The following is an 18,133-nucleotide window of genomic DNA, read 5'->3' as shown; positions in this document are numbered from 1 at the left end:
TCCCACCCCGGTGCGCGCTCCTCACTGCGGACGGAACGTGTTCCGTACGCGCAGCGACCGCCGGAAATAGGCCGTCCAGATCGTCGCCCACGCCAGAGACCCGACGACGATGGCCGCGAGGATCGCGATCGCGGCCACCCATTCCTCGGGGTTCCTCCTCTGCGCCGTCCCGTCGGTCTCGAGATTGAAGGGGACGGCGGCCGCGCGCAGCGTGATCACGAGAGCGACGACCCACAGCGCGACGACGTTCCACGTCGGGGCGCGTGGCGACTTCAGGAGGATGAGGGCGAGCGGGGACGCGAGGACGAGGAAGATCGCGACCAGCAGCCAAAGGGCATAGTCGAGAAACCATCCCGACAGGCCCGCCGCATGGACGAGCAGGAAGGGGATGGACCCACCGAGGTACACCAGTAGCCAGCCTCCCACGCCGACCGGCGTGGTTCCGTCGATCGCGGTCTCCGTGTTTGGAGCTGGTCCCATCAGGGCGCCAGCCATTCAGGAGCATGGGGGGCACCTGCGACGCGGCGCACCAGCCGCCGCCGCGAGATCGCCACGGTCGTGCGGGCTCGTTCCCCCGTCACGGTCGCATCGATCTCCGCAGCCGCTCGGAGACCCGACTGGAGGGCTCCCTGCATCCACCCCCGCTCGCCCGAGGCGTGCTCGCCGGCGAAGTGGATGGGCCCCTCGGGCGATGCCAGTTCCGGGTGCTCGGCGAACGGGGGATCGTGCCAGGCATAGGCGGCCCCGATCCAGGGCTGATGCTCCCACGCGAAGTGGGTTCCGCGCTCCGCGACCTCGCGGGAGCCGGGGAACAGGCCATCAAAGCGATCGATGAAATCGGGTACGATGGCGCCGGGCTCCATCGCCGCGACCGTGCGCGCCATGTCCCCGTACATGTAGGACATCAGGATGCCCCGAGGCCCCGGCTGATTCCAGGTCGGATGCCACATTTCCGAGAAGCCCCCCACAAACGACAGTCCCCATCCGTTCAGGCCGTCCTCCTCCCAATTCCGTTCCGCGTACTGGACGTAGACCCGGGTGACGTCTTCGTAGGACGTGGCTCTGAAGGCCGCTCGCTTCGCTGCCGAGAGGGTGGGGTCGAAGACGATCCTGTCGATGACGGGGAGGGGAACAGTGCAGATGAGGCGGCCGCCCCTCAGTTCCTCCGCGCCGCCGCCGGTCTCGTAGGTCGCCACGACGCCGGCCTCGTCCCGGACCACCCTCGTCACCGGTGAGCCGTACCGCACCCGGTCTCCGAGCGCTTCGGCAAAGGCCATGGGCAGGGCGTCGGTCCCCACCGGAATCTTGAGCCAGGTGCCCCGCCCCCCGCGGAGGAACACGCCCGGCGTCTCCCGGTAGGGGGCCCCCCGCTCGGGAACGATGAGGTACTCGCCGTCCTGCGTATAGAAGGGCGAGGTCTCGATCCCGAAGTGATCGATGTAGCCGAGCGTTCGATCGTGGTCGGGCGGGATGCGGGCCGGGCCGGTTTCGGCGAGGAGCCCGTCGTCGAAGGGCTCGCGCAGCGTCCGTACCCGACCGCCCGCTGCGGTTCTTGCCTCCAGAACCCGGACATCGTGCCCTGCCCGGACCAACTCGTAGGCGGCGACCAGTCCGGACAGGCCGGCGCCCACCACGATCACGTCGACCCGGTCTCCGGTTGATGGCGGCACGCTGACGACCGGACCCATTCCATTGTCCGAGCAGCCGGTGCCCAGGGAGAGAGAGACCAGGGCGCCGCTACCGCGGGCGAGAAAATCCCGGCGGCTGAGAGTGGTCTTGTCGTTCACGCTTGACAACGCTCCGGTCGGGGCGCATGATCCGCAATCCGAATAAAAACCGAACATCAAGCCCCACGGAGCATCCATGTCCTACGCCGAAGGTCTGGCCGCACAGCTTTCCATGTCCAGGAGTCTGTTCAAGAAGACGCTGGAGACGTTCACGGAGGAGGACTCGGGTTTCGGGCCCAACCCTGAGGTGTTCACCGTGGCCGGCCACGTGGCGCACGCCGCCGGTACGGTCGACTGGTTCGTCGACGGCGCCTTCGGCGACGGCTGGAACATGGACTTCGAAGGACATCTCGAGGAGGCGCGGGCCGTCACTTCGCTGGCCGAAGCGATTGCCTGGGTCGACCGAGCCTACGGTCGGGCGGTCGAGGTCATCGGATCCAAATCGGACGAGGAACTCCAAGCGCCGATCGACGATCCGCGGATCATGGAAGGCCAACCGCGAGCGGCGATCGTGAACGGGATCACGGATCACACGGCACACCACCGTGGCGCGCTCACGGTCTACGCGCGTCTGCTCGGAAAAGTGCCGGTGATGCCCTACGCCTAGATTTTACGCACGAAGAGCTGCGCGGCGGATTCGCGGCGCAGCGCCAGGAGGGTGCCTTCGACGGAGATGATCGGGTCTCCCGTGGGGGAATTGCGAACGCGGCGCAGCTTGCAGCCCGGCAGGATGCCGCGCTCGAGCAACGGCTCGACTTCGTCGTTCGGTGCGTCGATGCGCTCAAGTTCGACCGCTTGCCGCAGCGGCACGTCCATCAACGACGTCCGGGAACCGTTCGATCTTCCGTTCTTCACGCCGGAATTATCCCTCACGTTGGTTTGACCATCGAAGCGCGACATACTAGCGTTTCCTCCGGTTGAGAACCAGTCTCAACTAACGATAATCGTTATCGGTAGTCTCCCGCCATGCCCCCAGTCGCGACCCCAGCGCGCGCGGATCACGGTGCCGGTACGGACGCGCCCGCTTCCGGTCCGCCCGTCGTGGCCCTCATCGGTCCGCCGAACTCGGGCAAGACGACGCTCTTCAATCGTCTGACCGGACTGCGGCAGAGGGTCGCGAACTATCCGGGCGTCACGGTCGAGAAACACGTGGGCCGGGCGCGCTTCGCCTCGGGTCTCGATCTGGACATCGTCGACCTGCCGGGGGTGAGCGGTTTCTCGGCCCGCTCCCCCGATGAGCGCGTCACGCGCGACGTGCTGGAAGGCCGGATCGAAGGCCTGCGGGCGCCCGAGGCCATCGTGCTCATCGTCGACGCGGTCCGGCTCGAGACGCAACTCATGCTCGTGGGTCCCGTGCTTGAGCGGGAACGCCCGACGCTCCTCGTCCTCAACATGGCGGACGAACTCGAGGCGGGGGACGGCACACTGGACGACGAGGCGCTCGCTGCCGCGTTCGGCGTGGAAGCGGTCCGGACGGACGCACGCACGGGGCGGGGCGTCGAAGCGGTCGCCCACTTCCTGGACCGGGTGGCCATGCGCGCGGCGACGCCCGCGACCGGCGCGAAGCCGGGGTCGGGTTCCGGCGCCCGAACCGGACGAGCCGGGCTGCCGACGATGGACGCGCTCTCCCGCCGCCGCGAGGTGGTCCAGGACGCGCTCGCCTCCGCGAAGTACCGCTCGGCCGGCCCTCCGAAGCTGACGCAGCGTCTCGACGCACTCTTCCTGCACCGGATCGCGGGTCCGGCCGTGTTTCTCGTCCTCGCCGCGCTCGTGTTCCAGGCCATCTTCACATGGGCCACGCCGATCATGGACGGGGTCGAAATCGGCATCGCCTCCTCCGGCGAATGGCTTGCCGCACGGCTCCCGGCGAGCTGGTTCCGGGATCTCCTCATCGACGGCGTGTGGGCGGGGGTGGGCTCCGTCCTCGTCTTTCTCCCCCAGATCCTCATCCTTTTCCTCTTCCTGGGGATTCTGGAGGACTCCGGCTACATGGCGCGGGCGGCGGTAATCGCCGACCGCACGATGCTGAGGGTCGGACTGCAGGGGCGCGCGTTCCTGCCGCTCCTCTCGGCCTACGCGTGCGCGGTCCCGGCGATCCTCTCCGCGCGCACGGTGGAGGACGAACGCGACCGCATGGCGACGATGTTCATCGCCCCGTTCATGACCTGCTCGGCCCGGCTGCCGGTCTATGCCCTCCTGATCGCGGCGTTCATCCCGGAACAGCCGCTCCTGGGGCCGTTCTTCGGGACGCGGGCGGCAACGATGCTCGGCCTCTACGCGCTCGGCCTCGTCGCCGCCATCGGCACCGCTTTCCTGCTCCGGCGCACGTTCCTGCGGGGGAAGCCCGCCGGCTTCGTGATGGAACTGCCCCCGTACCGGATTCCGGCGCTGCGGACGGTTGCCCTCCGCCTCCTCGACCGCAGCAAGATCTTCCTCCGAAGGGTGGGGAAGATCATCCTCGCCGTGACCGTCGTCCTCTGGGTCCTGGCACAGTTCCCCCGGGTCGACGGCGCCCCGCCACCGGTCGATGAGAGCGCGCTCGGACAGATGGGACAGGTCATCGAACCGGCGATCGAACCGCTCGGGTTCGACTGGAGGATCGGCGTGGGTCTCGTCTCCTCGCTCGCCGCGCGCGAGGTCATCGTCGGCACGCTCGGCACGATCTACGGAATCGAGGACGGCGACGAGACGTCGCTCGAACTGAGGGCCGCCCTGCAGCGCGACCTCGACTTCGGGGGGGCCATCGCCCTTCTCGTCTTCTTCGTGTTTGCCCTTCAGTGCATGTCCACGGTCGCGATGATGCGGAGGGAGACGGCCGGCTGGAAGTGGCCGCTGGCCCAGTTCGGCTACATGCTCGCGCTGGCCTACGCCGGAGCCCTGGCCGCGAACCAACTGCTCTGAGGCCGCGCGTCCGGCGGGTCGTCAGAGCGGGGCGTCAGGCCGGCTGCTCCTCTTGCGGTCGAATCTCCGAGACGGTGGTCGCTATTCTCCGGGTGGAGGCGGTGGTGGAGGCGGTGGTGGAGGCGGCGGCGGCGGCATCGGCGGTGGCGAGGTACCCGGGCTACGGGGGACTCGGGTCTTGACCTCACGGATCGGGCTACGCCGCATACTGGCCCTCGATGGCTTGATAGGTCTCGGCATCGATGCGATCCCTCAGCCTCTTCATCGTACCGACCTGCGCACCTCCGACCCACGCGGCGACCATCTGCTCCGAGTCCCGAAGTTCGTTGATGCGTGCTACGATGTCCGCGTCTGCGGTTTCAGGCGCCGAAGCCGATGCCCACAGGATCTTCCAGTCCCCTTCCAGCCGGTTGTAGTCATGTCTGGCGCGAGTGAGCAGCGCGAGTTGCGCATCGAAGCGGGTCGTCATGTCGACAACCAGAACGACGAGCAGCGCGAGCGGGAACACGGGGGCAAGCACCTGTAGCGACTCGGGCAGGATATCGACGCTGACCGTGAACGCACCCATCGCTCCCAGCGCGGCAAGAAAGCGGACCACGTACCGTCGCAACGCGTACTTCCTGACGGCGCCATCGTAGTATCTGGCCGTCCGCGCGACATCGAACAGTTCGTTCCAGACGACGCTCCTGGTCTGTTCCGTAACACTCATCTCGCTACCTCGTCTCCGCCGGGAATGACTGCACACCGCACCAACACATACTACGCAGGGCGAGCAACGGATGTTCAACTTCCGCAGCGAGAGCTACTTTTGCGATCTTGATCATGCCAAGCATGGATCCGGCACTACGCGGAACACGGGTGAGGGGGGCTGCTCATGGAGGCCTGGAGAACGACAAAGCGGACGATGGCAATGGTCACGTGTAGCGGCGCCCTCGCGTGCGGCGGCGGACCAGCGTCGGAGGCGCCGGTGGACGAACCGGCGCAGGATGCTCCTTACCACATCCTTGTGACCAACGACGACGGGATCGAGTCGCCCGGCATTCAGGCGCTCGTGACGGCCCTGCGGGAGGTCGGCGAAGTGACGGTCGCGGCGCCCTGCGACCAGCAGAGCGGGACGAGCATGAGCATCAGCCTTGACGAGGAGTTCCGCGTCCGGGCCACGCCGGCGGGGAACTGCGTCGAAGCCACGCCGGCCAGCGCCGTCCGCCTCGCCATCCGGGCGCTCGCGCCGGAATCCGGGTTCGATCTCGTCGTGAGCGGGATCAACATCGGCGCGAACGTCGGTGAAATCTCTCACATGTCCGGGACGGTGGGGGCCGCGATGATGGGGGCGTACCTGGGGATACCGGCGGTGGCGGCCTCGCAGGACTCTGGTCCGGGCGACTTCGAGCACGCCGCCGGCATCGTCGCCCGCTTCGTCTCGGAGCTGCGGCGCCGGGGGCCCGAGACCGGCATCGTCTATTCGCTCAACTTCCCGGCCGCGACGGCGGCCGAGACGCGCGGCATCGCGGCCCGTCCCATGGGCGGCAGCTACTTCGTCATCGACCACGAGGAGGTGACGGGGGATCCGGGCGAAGAGGCCGCTGACGCCGAGGGAGAGCGGCGGTTCAGCGTGGTGTTCGTGCCTCCGGAGACCATCCCGGCCGGGAGCGACACCGAGGCGTACAACGAGGGCCTCGTCACGATCACGCCGCTTCGCTTCGACTGGACGGACCGCCCGACCGTGGAGGCTCTGGAAGGGTGGGACCTGAACGCACTCCTCGGGGAGAGCGGGAGCGGAGGTTAGGAGACCGGCAACTCCCGTCCGGCCCGTGACCTGCCCGCCGGGAAGGGCCTGTCTCCCGACTACCAGCCGAGGACGTAGCCGAACACGAGCGGGGCGACGATCGTCGCGTCGGACTCGATGACGAACTTGGGCGTGTCCACGTCCAGCTTGCCCCAGGTGATCTTCTCGTTGGGGGCGGCGCCGGAGTACGAGCCGTAGCTCGTGGTGGAGTCGCTGATCTGACAGAAGTACGCCCAGTAGGGACACCAGCGGCGCAGGTCCTGCCGGATCATGGGGACGACGCAGATGGGGAAGTCGCCCGCGATCCCGCCCCCGATCTGGAACAGGCCGACGGACTTCGCCTCAGGGTCGGCGCCGGTCTCCGCCGGCAGCGGCGCCGCGTCCGGGGCGTCGTCGATGTCGGGCGCCTCCGCCAGCGAGCGGCCGGTGCTCGTGCGCGTGTACCACTCCGCGAGGGCCGCCATGTACTCCGTGCCTCCGAGGACGGGCCCGGGACGGTCCAGTCCGCCGCCGAGTTGTTCCGCGACGAGGACGTTGCCCAGCGTGGAGTCCTCCCAGCCGGGTGCGAACAGGGGGAGATCGGCTTCCGCGGCGGCCACGAGCCAGGAGTCGGCCGGATCGATCCGGTATCGGTCGGCGAGGGTGCGGTCGCGGATCAACTGATAGAGGTAGTCGTGCGGGAGCCGGCGCTCGCCCGCGTCGTCGGCCGCCCGCCACAGTTCGCGCAGCGGCGCTTCCACCGCGCGGAAGGCCTCGGCCTCCGGGATGCAGGTGTCGGTGACGCGATTCAGTCCCCGTCGCTCGAGATCCTTCTCCTGTTCTGCGGTGAGCGCGCGCCAGTCGGGGATGCGCCGGTAATGATCGTGCGCCACGAGGTTGAAGAGGTCCTCCTCGAGGTTCGCGCCGGTGGCGCAGATGGCGTGCACCTTCCCGGCCCGGATCATCTCCGCGAGGGAGAGCCCCAGTTCCGCCGTGCTCATGGCGCCGGCCAGTGTGAGGAGCATCTGACCTCCGCCGTCGACCAGGTCGCGCCAGGCCTCGGCGGCCGAGCGCAGCGCCGCCGCGTTGAAGTGACGGTAGTGACGGTCGATGAAGTCGGTGAGCGTCATGCTCCGCCCGGTGGCAGGGGCGTTCTCGGCGTCGCGGGCACACTCGGCGTCGCGGGCACGCTCAGACCTGGACGGTTGCCTGGAACGTCGGCGGGCGGCGGACGTTCGTCGCCTGCTCGAAGGCGTACGCGAGACGGATGAGCGTCGCCTCGCTCCAGGCGCGGCCGCACAGCGACATGCCGACCGGGAGGCCACGGATGAACCCCATGGGGACGGACATGTTGGGGTAGGCGGCCATGGCCGGCGGCGTGGAGCACCCGCCCCCACCCCCGCCCGAAGCATCGAGCGGGTCCTGCATGGCGGGGATCCCCGCCGTGATCCCGACGAGTGCGTCCAGCAGGTGTTGGTCCATGGCCCGGTCGATCCCCTCGTCGCGGGAGAGCCGGTGGCTCGCGGCCAGCGCGTCCAGATAGCGCTGGTCGGTGAGCGGCCCGCGCTCCTGCGAGCGCATGTGCAGTTCCTGTCCGTAGAGGGCGAGTTCGAGGTCGTGGTTCGCCTCGTTGTACTCGATGAGTTCGGCGAGCGACCTGATCGGGGCGTCCGGGCCCAGCGACGCGAGGTACGCGTTCAGATCCGCCTTGAACTCGTGGTACAGCACCTCCATCTCGTATTCGTTGCCGAAGCGGAGTTCCTCCGGAAGCGTGACGGGGTCGATGACGGTCGCGCCCTCCGCACGCATGGCGTCGAGCGCTTCCTCGAACAGGGTGTCGACGCGGCTGTCGAAGCCGGCGTACTCGCGCAGGACGCCGACGCGGGCCCCGTTGAGGCCGGCCGGGTCGAGCGCGCCCGTGTAGTCGGTCAGGAAGTTGCCCGCGCTCGCGGCGGTCAGCGGGTCGCGGGGGTCGACGCCGACCATGGTGCCGAGCATGATCGCGGCGTCGCGCACGGTGCGGGCCATGGGGCCGGTGCTGTCCTGGCTGTGGGCGATGGGGATGACCCCGCCCCGGCTGTGGAGGCCGATCGTGGGCTTGATGCCGACGAGGCAGTTGCGCGACGACGGGCCGACGATCGAGCCGTCGGTTTCCGAGCCGATCGTCGCGACCGCAAGGTTGGCCGCGGCCGCCGACCCGGACCCGGAACTCGACCCGCCCGGCGTGCGGTCGAGCGCGTAGGGGTTCGCGCAGAAGCCGCCCCTGCCCCCGTCCCACCCGCGCCCGCTCCAGCCCGACGCCCCGAACTCGAAGGACTTCCAGCCCGCCCACTCGCTCATGTTCGCCTTGCCGAGCAGCAGCGCCCCGGCGGCGCGCAGCCCCGCCGCCACGAACGAATCCTGCGGCGCGACGGACCCGAGGAGCGCCGTCGACCCGGCCGTCGTCGTCATCCCGTCCGCCGTGTCGACGTTGTCCTTCAGAAGGATGGGGATCCCGTGCAGCGGCCCCCTCGGTCCGGAGGCCTGGAACTCGCGGTCGAGTTCGTCGGCGATCCCGATCGCGTCGGGGTTCGTCTCGAGCACCGCGAACAGCCGCGGCCCCTGCCGGTTCAGCGCCTCGATCCGCTCCAGATACATCTGCGTGATCGATCGGCAGGTGTACTCGCCCGACCGCATCCCCGCGTGGACCTCGTCGATCGTGATCTCGTCGAGCGCGAAGTCCGTGACCTCCCGAGCGGAGGCGTCGTCCCCCAACCCTACGGATCCCGAACCCGGGTCATCGTCCCGAGGCGCGCAGCCGCCGAGGGAGAGCAGGGCGCCGGCCGCCACGCCGGTGCCGAGGAAGGTCCGCCGATCCATTTCAGCCATGGTTTCCATCCTGTTTCCCCGCCTGCCGGGCTCGGGCGAAGACCTCGGCCCCGAGTCGACCCGTCAGGTCGATGGAGGCATCATGGAAGCCGCTTCGACCAACGGTCAATGAGTCCGCCCCGCGCTCGGCCCATTGACGCCCGCCTGCGTACCGCTCCACCGTCCAAAGCCACCCCTCCCGGAAGGAGATGCGGATGAAGGACACCGTCAGACGTTCCGGCGTCGCGCGGCTTGACGTCACTCGGCCTGGCGTCCTCCGGCTCGGCGTTGCGTCCCTCGGCATGCTGACCCTCGGCGCGGCCGATGTTCGCGGCCAGACGGTGCAGGACTTCTCTCCCGTTCGGAGCGAGATCCAGGGCGCGCTCGTCGCCTGGGACGCGCCCTCGATCGCCGTTGCCGTCGCGGTCGGCGGGGAGGTCGTGTGGGAGGAGGGGTTCGGCTGGGCGGACCGGGAGCGGCGGATCCCCGCCACGGAACACACGATGTATTCGCTCGCCTCGATCTCGAAGCCGATCACGGCGACGGGCCTCATGATCCTCGTGGAACGGGGCCTCCTGGACCTCGACGCGCCGGCGAACGACTACCTGGGCCCGGCGAAGATCGACGGGCGGGCCTGGGATGCGGCAGGCGCCACGGTCCGGCGCGTGGCGAGCCACACGGCGGGACTCCCCCTCCACTACCAGTTCTTCTACGAGGACGAACCGTACCGGCGTCCGCACATGGACGAGACGATCCGCCGCTACGCGAATCTCGTGACGGCGCCGGACGAACGCTGGAACTACTCGAACCTCGGCTACGGCATCCTGGACTACATCATCGAGCGCGTCTCGGGACAGTCGTACATGGATTTCATGCGCGACGAAGTGTTCCAGCCGCTCGGACTCACACGGACCTCGGTCGACATCGGCCCCGGGCTCGAGGACTTCACGGCGACGCGATACGCGACGGACCAGAGCCCCATCCCGTTCTACGACTTCGACCATCCCGGCGGATCCGCCGTGTTCAGCAGCGCCCACGACCTCGTCCGCTTCGGGATGTTCCACCTCGGCCACGACCTGGACCATCAACGGAGGATCCTCACGGACGCGTCGATCGAGGCGATGCGGCGGCCGATCCGGGAGAGCGCGCCCGACAACGCGTACGGCATCGGGTGGACGATCCGCGACCTCCCCGGCGGCCTCACGCTCCAGCGCCACGGCGGCGGGATGGGCGGCGTCCGCACGGAACTCGCGATCGCCCCTGAGGAGAATGCGGCGGTCGTCGTCCTCCAGAACGCGGCGACGCCCCTCACCGGCTACATCTCGAATCTCATCTGGCATACCCTGTTCCCGGAGGCCGTGCCGAAGCCGACGCGGCCGGAGGTGCCCGACCCGCACCGCCTGGCGCGCGAGGGGATTCTCGAGGAGGAGACGGAGGGCGGAGCCCCGCTGATCGATTTCGCGCCCATGCCGGATCTCGCGGGGGACTGGGTCGGCGAAGTGGACACGCACATGGGCCCGCACCGCCTGGCGCTCGCGATCGACGAGGACGGGCGCGTCCACGTCCAGTTGGGAGACGACCTGTGGACGCTGCTCAACAACGCCCGCTTCGACGGCGAATACCTGCGCGGCGGTTTCCGTGGCAACATCGGCACCGAGGACGCGAACCGGACGGACTCCGTGCTCTCGCTCGAACTTCGGCTCAGGGGCGACGTGCTGAACGGCTCGGTCATCGCGATCACGCTCCCGAACGTGAGGCTCGGCAACGCGCTCACCCACTGGGCGGAGCTTCGGCGGAGAGGAACACGATGACGCGATCGGACCGGCCGGGCCGTGGATTGGGGATTATGCACCGGGCGGTCGCGCTGTTCACGGTCGCGCCGTTCGCAGCCGGGTGCGCGCCGCCGGAAGACGGAACGAACGCCCCGCCGCCGACCCCGGCCCAGACCGCTGCCGCCCAAGCCGAGGCCGAAGCCGCCGAGGCGGCGCACCACGATTATCTCGTAGCGAACTACGAGAAGTCCGAGCACATGGTCGCGATGCGGGACGGGATCGAACTTTACACGCTCGTCTACGCGCCGCGGGACCGCTCGCGCGAATATCCCATCCTCCTCTTCCGAACCCCCTATTCCATCGGTCCGTACGAGCCCGGCCAGTATCGGAACCCGCTCGGGCCGTCACGCGAGTTCGACCGCTCCGGGTACATCTTCGCCTTCCAGGACGTGCGCGGTCAGTTCCGGTCGGAGGGCGAGTTCGAGGTCATCCGGGCCCCCGCGGCGGAACCCCGCGGCCCCACCGACACCGACGAGATCACGGACAATTGGGACACGATCGAGTGGCTGCTCGCGAACGTCGAGAACCACAACGGACGCGTGGGACAGTGGGGGATCTCCTACCCCGGCTGGCAGACGGTGATGGGGATGGTGGACGCGCACCCTGCGCTCGTCGCTGCGTCACCCCAGGCCTCGCCCTCGGACATGTTCATCGGCGACGACTGGCACCATAACGGCGCCTTCCGGATCATGTACGCCTTCTCGTGGCTGTCCGGGAATGCCCGCCGTCGCGACGGCCCCACGGACACGCGCGGCGCCCGCTTCGACTACGGCACCCCCTCCGGCTACGACTTCTTCCTCAACGCCGGTTCCGCCATCGCGGTGGACGAACTCTACTTCCACGGCGACGTGCCGGCGTGGCGGGACTTCATCGAGCACCCGAACTACGACGAGTTCTGGCAGCGGCAGAACGCCCTCCGCTACCTCGACGATGTCCGCCCCGCGACGCTCAACGTGGCGGGCTGGTTCGACACCGAGGACTTCTACGGCCCGATGTCGATCTACCGCACAGTCGAGACGGAGAACCCCGGCCTCGAGAACACGCTCGTCGTCGGCCCCTGGCTCCACGGCGGCTGGCGGCGCATGGACGGCGACTTCCTCGGCTGCATCGCCTTCGACAGCAGGACCTCGCTCCACTTCCAGCGCGAGTTCCAGTACCCCTTCTTCGAGCACCACCTGAAGGACGAGGGGACGTGGGACGCGACGGAGGCGAACGTCTTCCTCACGGGGACGAACGAGTGGCGCGCCTACGACGCATGGCCGCCGGTGGGCATCACTCCGGTGAGCATCTACCTGGGGCCGGACGGAACGCTGGGCTTCGAGCCGCCGACGCGTACCGCCGACTCCGCCGCGGGGTCGGCCGGGGATGCGGCGGCGGGCTCGCACGCGGATTCATACGTGAGCGACCCCGCCAACCCGGTGCCGTTCTCGGCCGAGGAGCGCACCACGCTCGGCCACCTGTGGAAGGTGGAGGATCAGCGCTTCGCCTCGGAGCGCCCCGACGTCCTCGTGTACCAGTCCGAACCACTGGCGGAGGATCTCACGATCGCGGGCCCGATCGGGGCCGAGATCTTCGTCTCGACGACCGGGACGGATTCCGACTGGATCGTGAAGCTGATCGACGTCTATCCCGGCGACGCGCCGCCCAGCGCCAACTGCGACGTCCCGATGGGCGGATACCAGATGCATCTCGCGGGCGAGATCATGCGGGGCCGCTTCCGGAACGACCTGGAGAATCCGGAGCCGATGGTGCCGGGAGAGGTCACACGGATCGAGATCGACCTCCGGGACCGTTTCCACACCTTCAAGGCGGGGCACCGGCTGATGGTCCACGTCCAGAGTTCATGGTTCCCGGCCTACGACCGCAACCCGCAGACGTTCGTGGACACCTACACGGCGTCACCGGGCGATTACCGGGCCGCGACGCAGACCGTGTACCGGTCGGCCGAACACCCCTCGCGCGTCATCCTCGGCGTTCTGCCGCAAGACCCTTAGTCGGGCTGTCAGGAGGAAGGCATGGCACAACTGACTCAGCGAACGATGGTGACCCTGGCGTTCGGCGGGTTCGCGGCGGCGGTCGCGGTGGCCTGCGCTCAAGAGAACGGGGGAGCGCCGGAGAGCGGCGGACCGGAGGCGGCGGTCGCCTTCCCGGCGGAGCCGCCGGATGGGCCGATGCCGGAGATCGGGCCGGCGCCGGAGGGCTATACTCCGACGGCTGCGGGCTCCCCCTCGACCGACATCTGGATGGGTACGCTCGTGCGTGACGGGGGCGCGCTCTCGGTCTCCGGTCTGGCGCAGGCGACGGACCGCGACGCGTACGACAACCAGCCGAGCTTCCTCCTGGACGGCTCGGCGATCCTCCACACGGCGGCGCTGGACCGGAGGCAGACGGAGATCATGCGACTCGCGGCCTCCGGGGCGGGGGACGGCGCGGGATCCGGCGCGTCGGAGCGGTTGACGCGCACGGAGGAGGCGAGCGAGTTCTCGGCGCTCCAGATCCCCGGGCAGGACGCCTTCTCCGCGATCCACGAGATCCGGGGTAAGCAGTACCTGTGGCGCTACGACCTCTCGGGCGAGCCGCTGGGGCCGATCTTCGCGACGGCCGAGCCGGTGGGATACCACGCGTGGGCCAACGAACACGTCGTGGCGATGTTCATCCTCGGAGATCCCCCCACGCTCCAGGTCGGCGACGCGCTCAGCGGGGAGATTCGGGTCGTCGCGGAGCGCCCGGGCCGGTCCATCCACCGGGTGCCGGGGACGGCGGCGATCTCCTTCGTGCGAAAAATCTCGGACGAGGAGTGGTGGATCGAACGTCTCGGCGCGGCTGACGGAGCCAGCGAGCGGATCACGCTCACGCTACCGGGGCGGGAGGACTACGCGTGGACGCCCGAGGGCGAGATCCTCATGGGAGATGGCGGCCGGCTGTTCGCCTGGTCGGAAGGCTCGGACTGGACGGAGATCGCCGATTTCTCGGACCTCGGCGTCGAGGGCATCACCCGGCTTGCCGTGAGCCCCGACGGCTCCCGGATCGCGATCGTCGCCAACCGTCCGGGAGACTGAAGACGTTCCCGCGGGAACGTCGGAAGAGCCACCATCGGGTCGCCATGGAACCGTCACAGAGCCGCCATGGAACCGCCAACGGACGGGAGCGAAGATGAGCATTCGGGTGTGCGTGGGAGGGGCTACGGGATGGACGGGCGAGAGCGTCGTGGCCGCCATCCTCGAATCGGAGGAGTTCGAGCTGACGGGCGCGGTGGCGCGGCGGGCGGCGCGACAGACCGTCGGGGACGTGCAGGGCGAGACGGACGGCTCCCGCGTGCGGATTTCCGCCGACGTGGGCGAAGCGCTCCGCGAGTCGGCCGATGTCTACATCGACTACACGCACCCGAGCGCCGTCTACGGCAACATCATTTGCGCGATCGAGGCGGGCGTGGCCGCGGTCGTCGGGACCTCGGGGCTCACGGGCCGGGAATACGGAGAGATCGACGAGGCCGCCCGCGCCCGGGGCGTCGGCGTGATCGCCGCGGGCAACTTCTCGATCACGGCGGCGCTGCTGAAGCACTTCTCCGGGATCGCGGCGCGCCACGTGCCGCACTGGGAGATCGTCGACATGGCCTCGGTGGCGAAGCCCGACGCGCCGAGCGGCACCGCACAGGAACTGGCCGAGTTCCTGGGGACGGTCGCGACCAACGAATTCGGCCGGCCGGTCGAGGACACGCTGGGGTCACGGGAGGCGCGAGGGGCGACGATCGGCGGCGCGCAGGTCCACTCGCTCCGGCTTCCGAGCTACGTCATCTCCGTGGAATCGATCTTCGGCCTTCCCGGCGAGCGCCTCTCGATCCGCCACGACGCGGGGTCGAGTGCGGAGCCGTACGTGGGCGGAACCCTCCTCGCGGCCCGGCTGGCGCCGGAACGGGTGGGGCTTACGCAGGGACTCGACCGGCTGCTGTTCGAGAGACAGGCGCTCCGCGACTGAGGCCGAGAGACGGCGCCCGATCCCGGCTCACGATCGAGGAAACACTTCCGCCCCGGTGAGCCCCAGGTGATGGTCCGTGGCCCATGCAATCCCGATCTCGTGTTGTTCCATCAGGGCAAGACTGGACGCGTCCACGTACGTCAGGCGCGCCCCTCGCAACCGGTCGAGGATGCGGCAGGTGTCACGGTGGAGCCGGGACGTTCCCTCGAGCAGGACGAGTCCGTCGAGGTTCTCCACGAGACGGCGGCACGCACGGGCCTGCTCCTCGCCGTGGCGGTGCAGGAGCCAGGAATACGCCTCCGACCAGACGAGCACCGAGGAATGCCAGCGTGGCAAGGGTCCGCCGAACAGCGAACGCGCCTGCGCATGGTACCGGTCCCGCCGGTTGAGAGCTGCGATGAGGATGCCCGTGTCGAGGAAGACCTTTCGTCCCTTCAAGGCGTCGCGCGCCCGTAGACCACTTCATCGACGGTTGCGCTGTCTCCGGACTCACCATCGACCGTTCCCAGATAGGCCATCCACGGATGCTCGTCGGGCAGCCTCGAGAGGGTCTCGGCCAGACTTCTCCTGCACAGCTCCGCAAGCGAGATTCCCTCTCGCCGGGCCGCTTCCCTGGCTCTCTCGTAGAGTTCTCTGTCTACCGAAATCTGGGTGCGGATCATCCTGCGGCATCCCGTTCCGATCTTTGCTGTTGCCGGACCATATGTTATCATGATACTAACTTATGATAACATCGATTCGTGCCCGCCGCCATCCGCACCATCGGCTTCCATCTGCGGCTTCCATCCAGACCGTCGTATGTTGAGGGCAAACGGGCTCTTCGACCGAGGATGGAGAACATGAGCATGGACCGCCGAGACTTCGTTCGGACCTCCGCCGCCGGCCTGGCCGCGGCAGCCACACCCGCCGCTCTGGCCGCCGAGCGCCGTCCTCCCGGGGCCGCCGCCCGCTTCGGGGCTCCCGCCGTCCACCGCCCGCGGGCCGCTCCGCCCATCGTCGTCTCCGACCTCAGCGGGATCCGCTTCAACAACGGCGGACCCGAAAGCTCGGTGGAACGCGCCTTCCGCGGGATCGTCGAGGGAGAGGACGTGCTCGATGCGCTCATGGCGGGCGTGAACATTCCGGAGAACGACCCCACCGAGATGGGGATCGGCTACGGCGGGCTCCCCAACGCGGACGGCGTCGTCCAGCTCGATGCCTGCTGCATGCACGGTCCCCGGCGCTGGGCCGGCGGCGTCGCGGCGCTCGAGGGCGTCCGCACCCCGTCGCTCGTCGCGAAGGCCGTGGCCGAACTCACGGACCACCACCTCCTCGTCGGCGCCGGCGCCCAGGCGTTCGCCCGCCAACTCGGGTTCGAGATCGAGGACGACCTCAACACGGAGGCGTCACGCGCCCTGTGGCTCGAGTGGCGCCGGCGGATCGATCCCGGCCACTGGCTCGACCCGCGCAAGCGGCTCGAAGCCGGGCTCTCGATGGTCGACGACGGCCTGATCCCGGCCCATTCCTTCTGGGGGACGACGAACTGCAACGCGGTGAACGCGGACGGGGACGTCTGCGGCGTCACCACGACGAGCGGGCTCTCCTGGAAGATCCCCGGCCGCACCGGCGACTCCCCGATCCTCGGGGCCGGGCTGTACGTGGACAACGACGTGGGCGCCGTCGGCTCGACGGGCCGGGGCGAGGCGAACCTCTACAACCTCTCCTCCTTCCTCGCCGTCGAGTTCATGCGCCAGGGGATGAGCCCGCTCGACGCGGGCATGGCCACGCTGGAGCGGATCCGGTCGAACACGGTCGAGTCGCGCCTCCTCAACGAACGCGGCCTCCCGAACTTCGACGTCCGTTTCTTCCTCCTGAACAAGCAGGGGGAGACGGCCGGCGTCGCGCTGTACGGGTCGGCGGAGACGCACTACGCCGTCTGCACCGAGAACGGCGCGGAGGAACGCCCCTTCGAGGGTCTGCTGGAGGGCTCGCCCCGCGACGCGTAACGGCACCCCGGGCGTGGTTCGCGCCGCGCTCGAGACTCAGCGGTTGTAGGCGGGCGTCGGGCCGCGGAGCCGCGCCCACACGCCATCGCAGGCGGCAAGCACCTCGTCGCCGAGCGGCGGCGCGTCGAACGCGGCGAGGTTCTCCTCCAGGTGCTCCATGCGGGAGGCGCCGAGGATGATGCAATCCGCGCCCTCCTGCGCCCGCAGCCACCCCAGCGCGAGCTGCACCGGCGTCAGGCCGGCGTCCCGGGCGATCGTCTCGACCTCGGCCACGGCGTGGAAGTACTCGTCGTGCCAGAAACGGTCCAGGTACATCCGGTTGTCGTCGAAGCGGGTTCCGGGGAGCGGTCCCTTCGGGCTCTGCTTGCCGGTGAGAAGCCCGCCCGCGAGCGGGTTGTAGACGACGTTCGAGATCCCGTAGCGCTTCGTGAACGCGAGGTACTCCTGCTCGATTCCGCGCGCCGCGAGGTTGTACATCGGCTGCGCGATCCACGGCTTCGCCCAGCCCTCCCGCTCGCAGACCGAGAACATTTCGCCCATCTGCCACGCACTGTAGTTGGACGTCGCCGGATAGTGGATGAGGCCCTCGACGCGAAGCTCCTCCAGCGTGGCGAGACTCTCCTCTATGGGCGTGTCATAGTCCGGCAGGTGCAGGTAATAGATGTCCAGATAGTCGGTTCCGAGCCGCCGCAGCGACTCGTCGATGCCGCGGCGGATCGCGTCGCGCGAGAGGCCCGTGTATTCGACGGGGTCTCCCATCGGATTGCGGACCTTGCTCGCGAGGACGATCTCCGCGCGCCGGTCCCCGAGGACCTCTCCCAGAATCTCCTCCGAAAGGCCCTGGTTGTAGACGTTCGCGGTGTCGAAGAAGTCGATCCCCCGCTCGAAGCACAGGTCCACCATCGCCGCGGCGGTATCGACATCGGTCTGCGACCCGAACGTCATCGTGCCCATGCAGGCACGCGACACTTCCAGGTCGGTATGGGCGAGTTTTCTTCTCTCCACGATCTTGGTATCCTCCGATGGGGTGCAACCGTCCGGGAGACGCCCGCTCGCACCGGGGGCGCACCGGGTCGTACCGGCAACGTAGCGGAACCCGAG

General features: G+C 68.9%; 17 protein-coding genes. 8 read left to right on the top strand and 9 right to left on the bottom strand.

Features of this window, described 5'->3' with window-relative positions:
• Positions 1–21: 21 nt before the first annotated feature.
• Together RN729_RS03820 and RN729_RS03815 are read right to left on the bottom strand one after the other, a co-directional pair.
• Complete coding sequence (locus RN729_RS03820) at positions 22–480, bottom strand: DUF2569 family protein (RefSeq protein ID WP_310782355.1); 459 nt, start codon at positions 478–480, stop codon at positions 22–24.
• A complete protein-coding gene (locus tag RN729_RS03815) occupies positions 480–1,688 on the bottom strand; it encodes an FAD-dependent oxidoreductase (protein WP_310782354.1) in 1,209 nt (402 codons plus the stop codon). Before RN729_RS03815 ends, RN729_RS03820 begins: the two co-directional genes overlap by 1 nt.
• A gap of 175 nt (positions 1,689–1,863) precedes the next feature.
• On the opposite strand from RN729_RS03815, the gene RN729_RS03810 reads away from it, so the two are divergent.
• A complete protein-coding gene (locus RN729_RS03810) occupies positions 1,864–2,334 on the top strand; it encodes a DinB family protein (protein WP_310782353.1) in 471 nt (156 codons plus the stop codon).
• On the opposite strand, the gene RN729_RS03805 is transcribed toward RN729_RS03810, so the two are convergent.
• On the bottom strand, positions 2,331–2,627 hold the full coding sequence (locus tag RN729_RS03805) for a FeoA family protein (RefSeq protein ID WP_310782352.1): 297 nt from the start codon (positions 2,625–2,627) through the stop codon (positions 2,331–2,333). The genes RN729_RS03810 and RN729_RS03805 overlap by 4 nt on opposite strands.
• A 66-nt stretch (positions 2,628–2,693) precedes the next feature.
• Here RN729_RS03805 and RN729_RS03800 point away from each other — a divergent pair, with 66 nt between their 5' ends.
• Positions 2,694–4,628 carry a ferrous iron transporter B gene (locus RN729_RS03800; RefSeq protein ID WP_310782351.1) on the top strand — a complete coding sequence of 645 codons (1,935 nt, stop codon included), beginning with the start codon at positions 2,694–2,696 and terminating at the stop codon, positions 4,626–4,628.
• A 196-nt stretch (positions 4,629–4,824) separates the two neighbouring features.
• Here the strand turns inward: RN729_RS03800 and RN729_RS03795 are convergent, their stop codons facing one another.
• On the bottom strand, positions 4,825–5,337 hold the full coding sequence (locus tag RN729_RS03795; RefSeq protein ID WP_310782350.1) for a hypothetical protein: 513 nt from the start codon (positions 5,335–5,337) through the stop codon (positions 4,825–4,827).
• 258 nt (positions 5,338–5,595) lie between these two features.
• Between RN729_RS03795 and surE the strand changes: the two genes are divergently transcribed.
• Positions 5,596–6,414: a 5'/3'-nucleotidase SurE gene (surE, locus tag RN729_RS03790; protein WP_310782349.1), complete on the top strand. Its 819-nt coding sequence runs from the start codon at positions 5,596–5,598 to the stop codon at positions 6,412–6,414.
• A 59-nt stretch (positions 6,415–6,473) separates the two neighbouring features.
• On the opposite strand, the gene RN729_RS03785 is transcribed toward surE, so the two are convergent.
• Both RN729_RS03785 and RN729_RS03780 read right to left on the bottom strand, forming a co-directional pair.
• The gene (locus tag RN729_RS03785; protein ID WP_310782348.1) at positions 6,474–7,523 is read right to left on the bottom strand and encodes a deoxyhypusine synthase family protein; all 1,050 of its coding nucleotides are present in this window, start codon (positions 7,521–7,523) and stop codon (positions 6,474–6,476) included.
• A 61-nt stretch (positions 7,524–7,584) separates the two neighbouring features.
• Complete coding sequence (locus RN729_RS03780) at positions 7,585–9,261, bottom strand: amidase (protein ID WP_310782347.1); 1,677 nt, start codon at positions 9,259–9,261, stop codon at positions 7,585–7,587.
• A gap of 194 nt (positions 9,262–9,455) precedes the next feature.
• Here RN729_RS03780 and RN729_RS03775 point away from each other — a divergent pair, with 194 nt between their 5' ends.
• From RN729_RS03775 to dapB, 4 genes are all read left to right on the top strand, one after another.
• Positions 9,456–11,051: a serine hydrolase domain-containing protein gene (locus RN729_RS03775; protein ID WP_310782346.1), complete on the top strand. Its 1,596-nt coding sequence runs from the start codon at positions 9,456–9,458 to the stop codon at positions 11,049–11,051.
• Positions 11,048–13,066 (top strand): CocE/NonD family hydrolase, encoded by a 2,019-nt coding sequence (locus tag RN729_RS03770; protein ID WP_310782345.1) that lies wholly within the window; start codon positions 11,048–11,050, stop codon positions 13,064–13,066. The genes RN729_RS03775 and RN729_RS03770 overlap by 4 nt, the downstream gene beginning before the upstream one ends.
• Before the next feature lie 21 nt (positions 13,067–13,087).
• On the top strand, positions 13,088–14,131 hold the full coding sequence (locus RN729_RS03765; RefSeq protein WP_310782344.1) for a hypothetical protein: 1,044 nt from the start codon (positions 13,088–13,090) through the stop codon (positions 14,129–14,131).
• Positions 14,132–14,225: 94 nt separating this feature from the next.
• Complete coding sequence (dapB, locus tag RN729_RS03760) at positions 14,226–15,047, top strand: 4-hydroxy-tetrahydrodipicolinate reductase (RefSeq protein ID WP_310782343.1); 822 nt, start codon at positions 14,226–14,228, stop codon at positions 15,045–15,047.
• Between the two features lie 27 nt (positions 15,048–15,074).
• Here dapB and RN729_RS03755 read toward each other — a convergent pair whose 3' ends face one another.
• A complete protein-coding gene (locus RN729_RS03755; protein WP_310782342.1) occupies positions 15,075–15,485 on the bottom strand; it encodes a PIN domain-containing protein in 411 nt (136 codons plus the stop codon).
• Complete coding sequence (locus RN729_RS03750) at positions 15,482–15,709, bottom strand: hypothetical protein (RefSeq protein ID WP_310782341.1); 228 nt, start codon at positions 15,707–15,709, stop codon at positions 15,482–15,484. Before RN729_RS03750 ends, RN729_RS03755 begins: the two co-directional genes overlap by 4 nt.
• Positions 15,710–15,892: 183 nt before the next feature.
• Between RN729_RS03750 and RN729_RS03745 the strand changes: the two genes are divergently transcribed.
• Complete coding sequence (locus RN729_RS03745; protein WP_310782340.1) at positions 15,893–17,032, top strand: N(4)-(beta-N-acetylglucosaminyl)-L-asparaginase; 1,140 nt, start codon at positions 15,893–15,895, stop codon at positions 17,030–17,032.
• Positions 17,033–17,068: 36 nt separating this feature from the next.
• Here the strand turns inward: RN729_RS03745 and RN729_RS03740 are convergent, their stop codons facing one another.
• Complete coding sequence (locus RN729_RS03740; protein ID WP_310782339.1) at positions 17,069–18,037, bottom strand: aldo/keto reductase; 969 nt, start codon at positions 18,035–18,037, stop codon at positions 17,069–17,071.
• Positions 18,038–18,133: the final 96 nt, after the last annotated feature.

This window comes from Candidatus Palauibacter polyketidifaciens, from assembly GCF_947581785.1.
GTDB lineage: Bacteria > Gemmatimonadota > Gemmatimonadetes > Palauibacterales > Palauibacteraceae > Palauibacter > Palauibacter polyketidifaciens.
Note: the sequence above shows the minus strand (reverse complement) of the source record. Positions and strands in the feature narration are given on the sequence as shown.

Bases quoted from the DNA above. Each gene is read 5' to 3' on its own strand.
- RN729_RS03810 (WP_310782353.1), top strand. From the start codon at position 1,864: ATGTCCTACGCCGAAGGTCTGGCCGCACAGCTTTCCATGTCCAGGAGT.
- RN729_RS03785 (WP_310782348.1), bottom strand. From the start codon at position 7,523: ATGACGCTCACCGACTTCATCGACCGTCACTACCGTCACTTCAACGCG.
- RN729_RS03745 (WP_310782340.1), top strand. From the start codon at position 15,893: ATGGACCGCCGAGACTTCGTTCGGACCTCCGCCGCCGGCCTGGCCGCG.
- RN729_RS03780 (WP_310782347.1), bottom strand. From the start codon at position 9,261: ATGGCTGAAATGGATCGGCGGACCTTCCTCGGCACCGGCGTGGCGGCC.
- RN729_RS03770 (WP_310782345.1), top strand. From the start codon at position 11,048: ATGACGCGATCGGACCGGCCGGGCCGTGGATTGGGGATTATGCACCGG.
- RN729_RS03800 (WP_310782351.1), top strand. From the start codon at position 2,694: ATGCCCCCAGTCGCGACCCCAGCGCGCGCGGATCACGGTGCCGGTACG.
- RN729_RS03820 (WP_310782355.1), bottom strand. From the start codon at position 480: ATGGGACCAGCTCCAAACACGGAGACCGCGATCGACGGAACCACGCCG.
- RN729_RS03765 (WP_310782344.1), top strand. From the start codon at position 13,088: ATGGCACAACTGACTCAGCGAACGATGGTGACCCTGGCGTTCGGCGGG.
- RN729_RS03815 (WP_310782354.1), bottom strand. From the start codon at position 1,688: ATGGGTCCGGTCGTCAGCGTGCCGCCATCAACCGGAGACCGGGTCGAC.
- RN729_RS03775 (WP_310782346.1), top strand. From the start codon at position 9,456: ATGAAGGACACCGTCAGACGTTCCGGCGTCGCGCGGCTTGACGTCACT.
- RN729_RS03750 (WP_310782341.1), bottom strand. From the start codon at position 15,709: ATGATCCGCACCCAGATTTCGGTAGACAGAGAACTCTACGAGAGAGCC.
- dapB (WP_310782343.1), top strand. From the start codon at position 14,226: ATGAGCATTCGGGTGTGCGTGGGAGGGGCTACGGGATGGACGGGCGAG.
- RN729_RS03795 (WP_310782350.1), bottom strand. From the start codon at position 5,337: ATGAGTGTTACGGAACAGACCAGGAGCGTCGTCTGGAACGAACTGTTC.
- RN729_RS03805 (WP_310782352.1), bottom strand. From the start codon at position 2,627: ATGTCGCGCTTCGATGGTCAAACCAACGTGAGGGATAATTCCGGCGTG.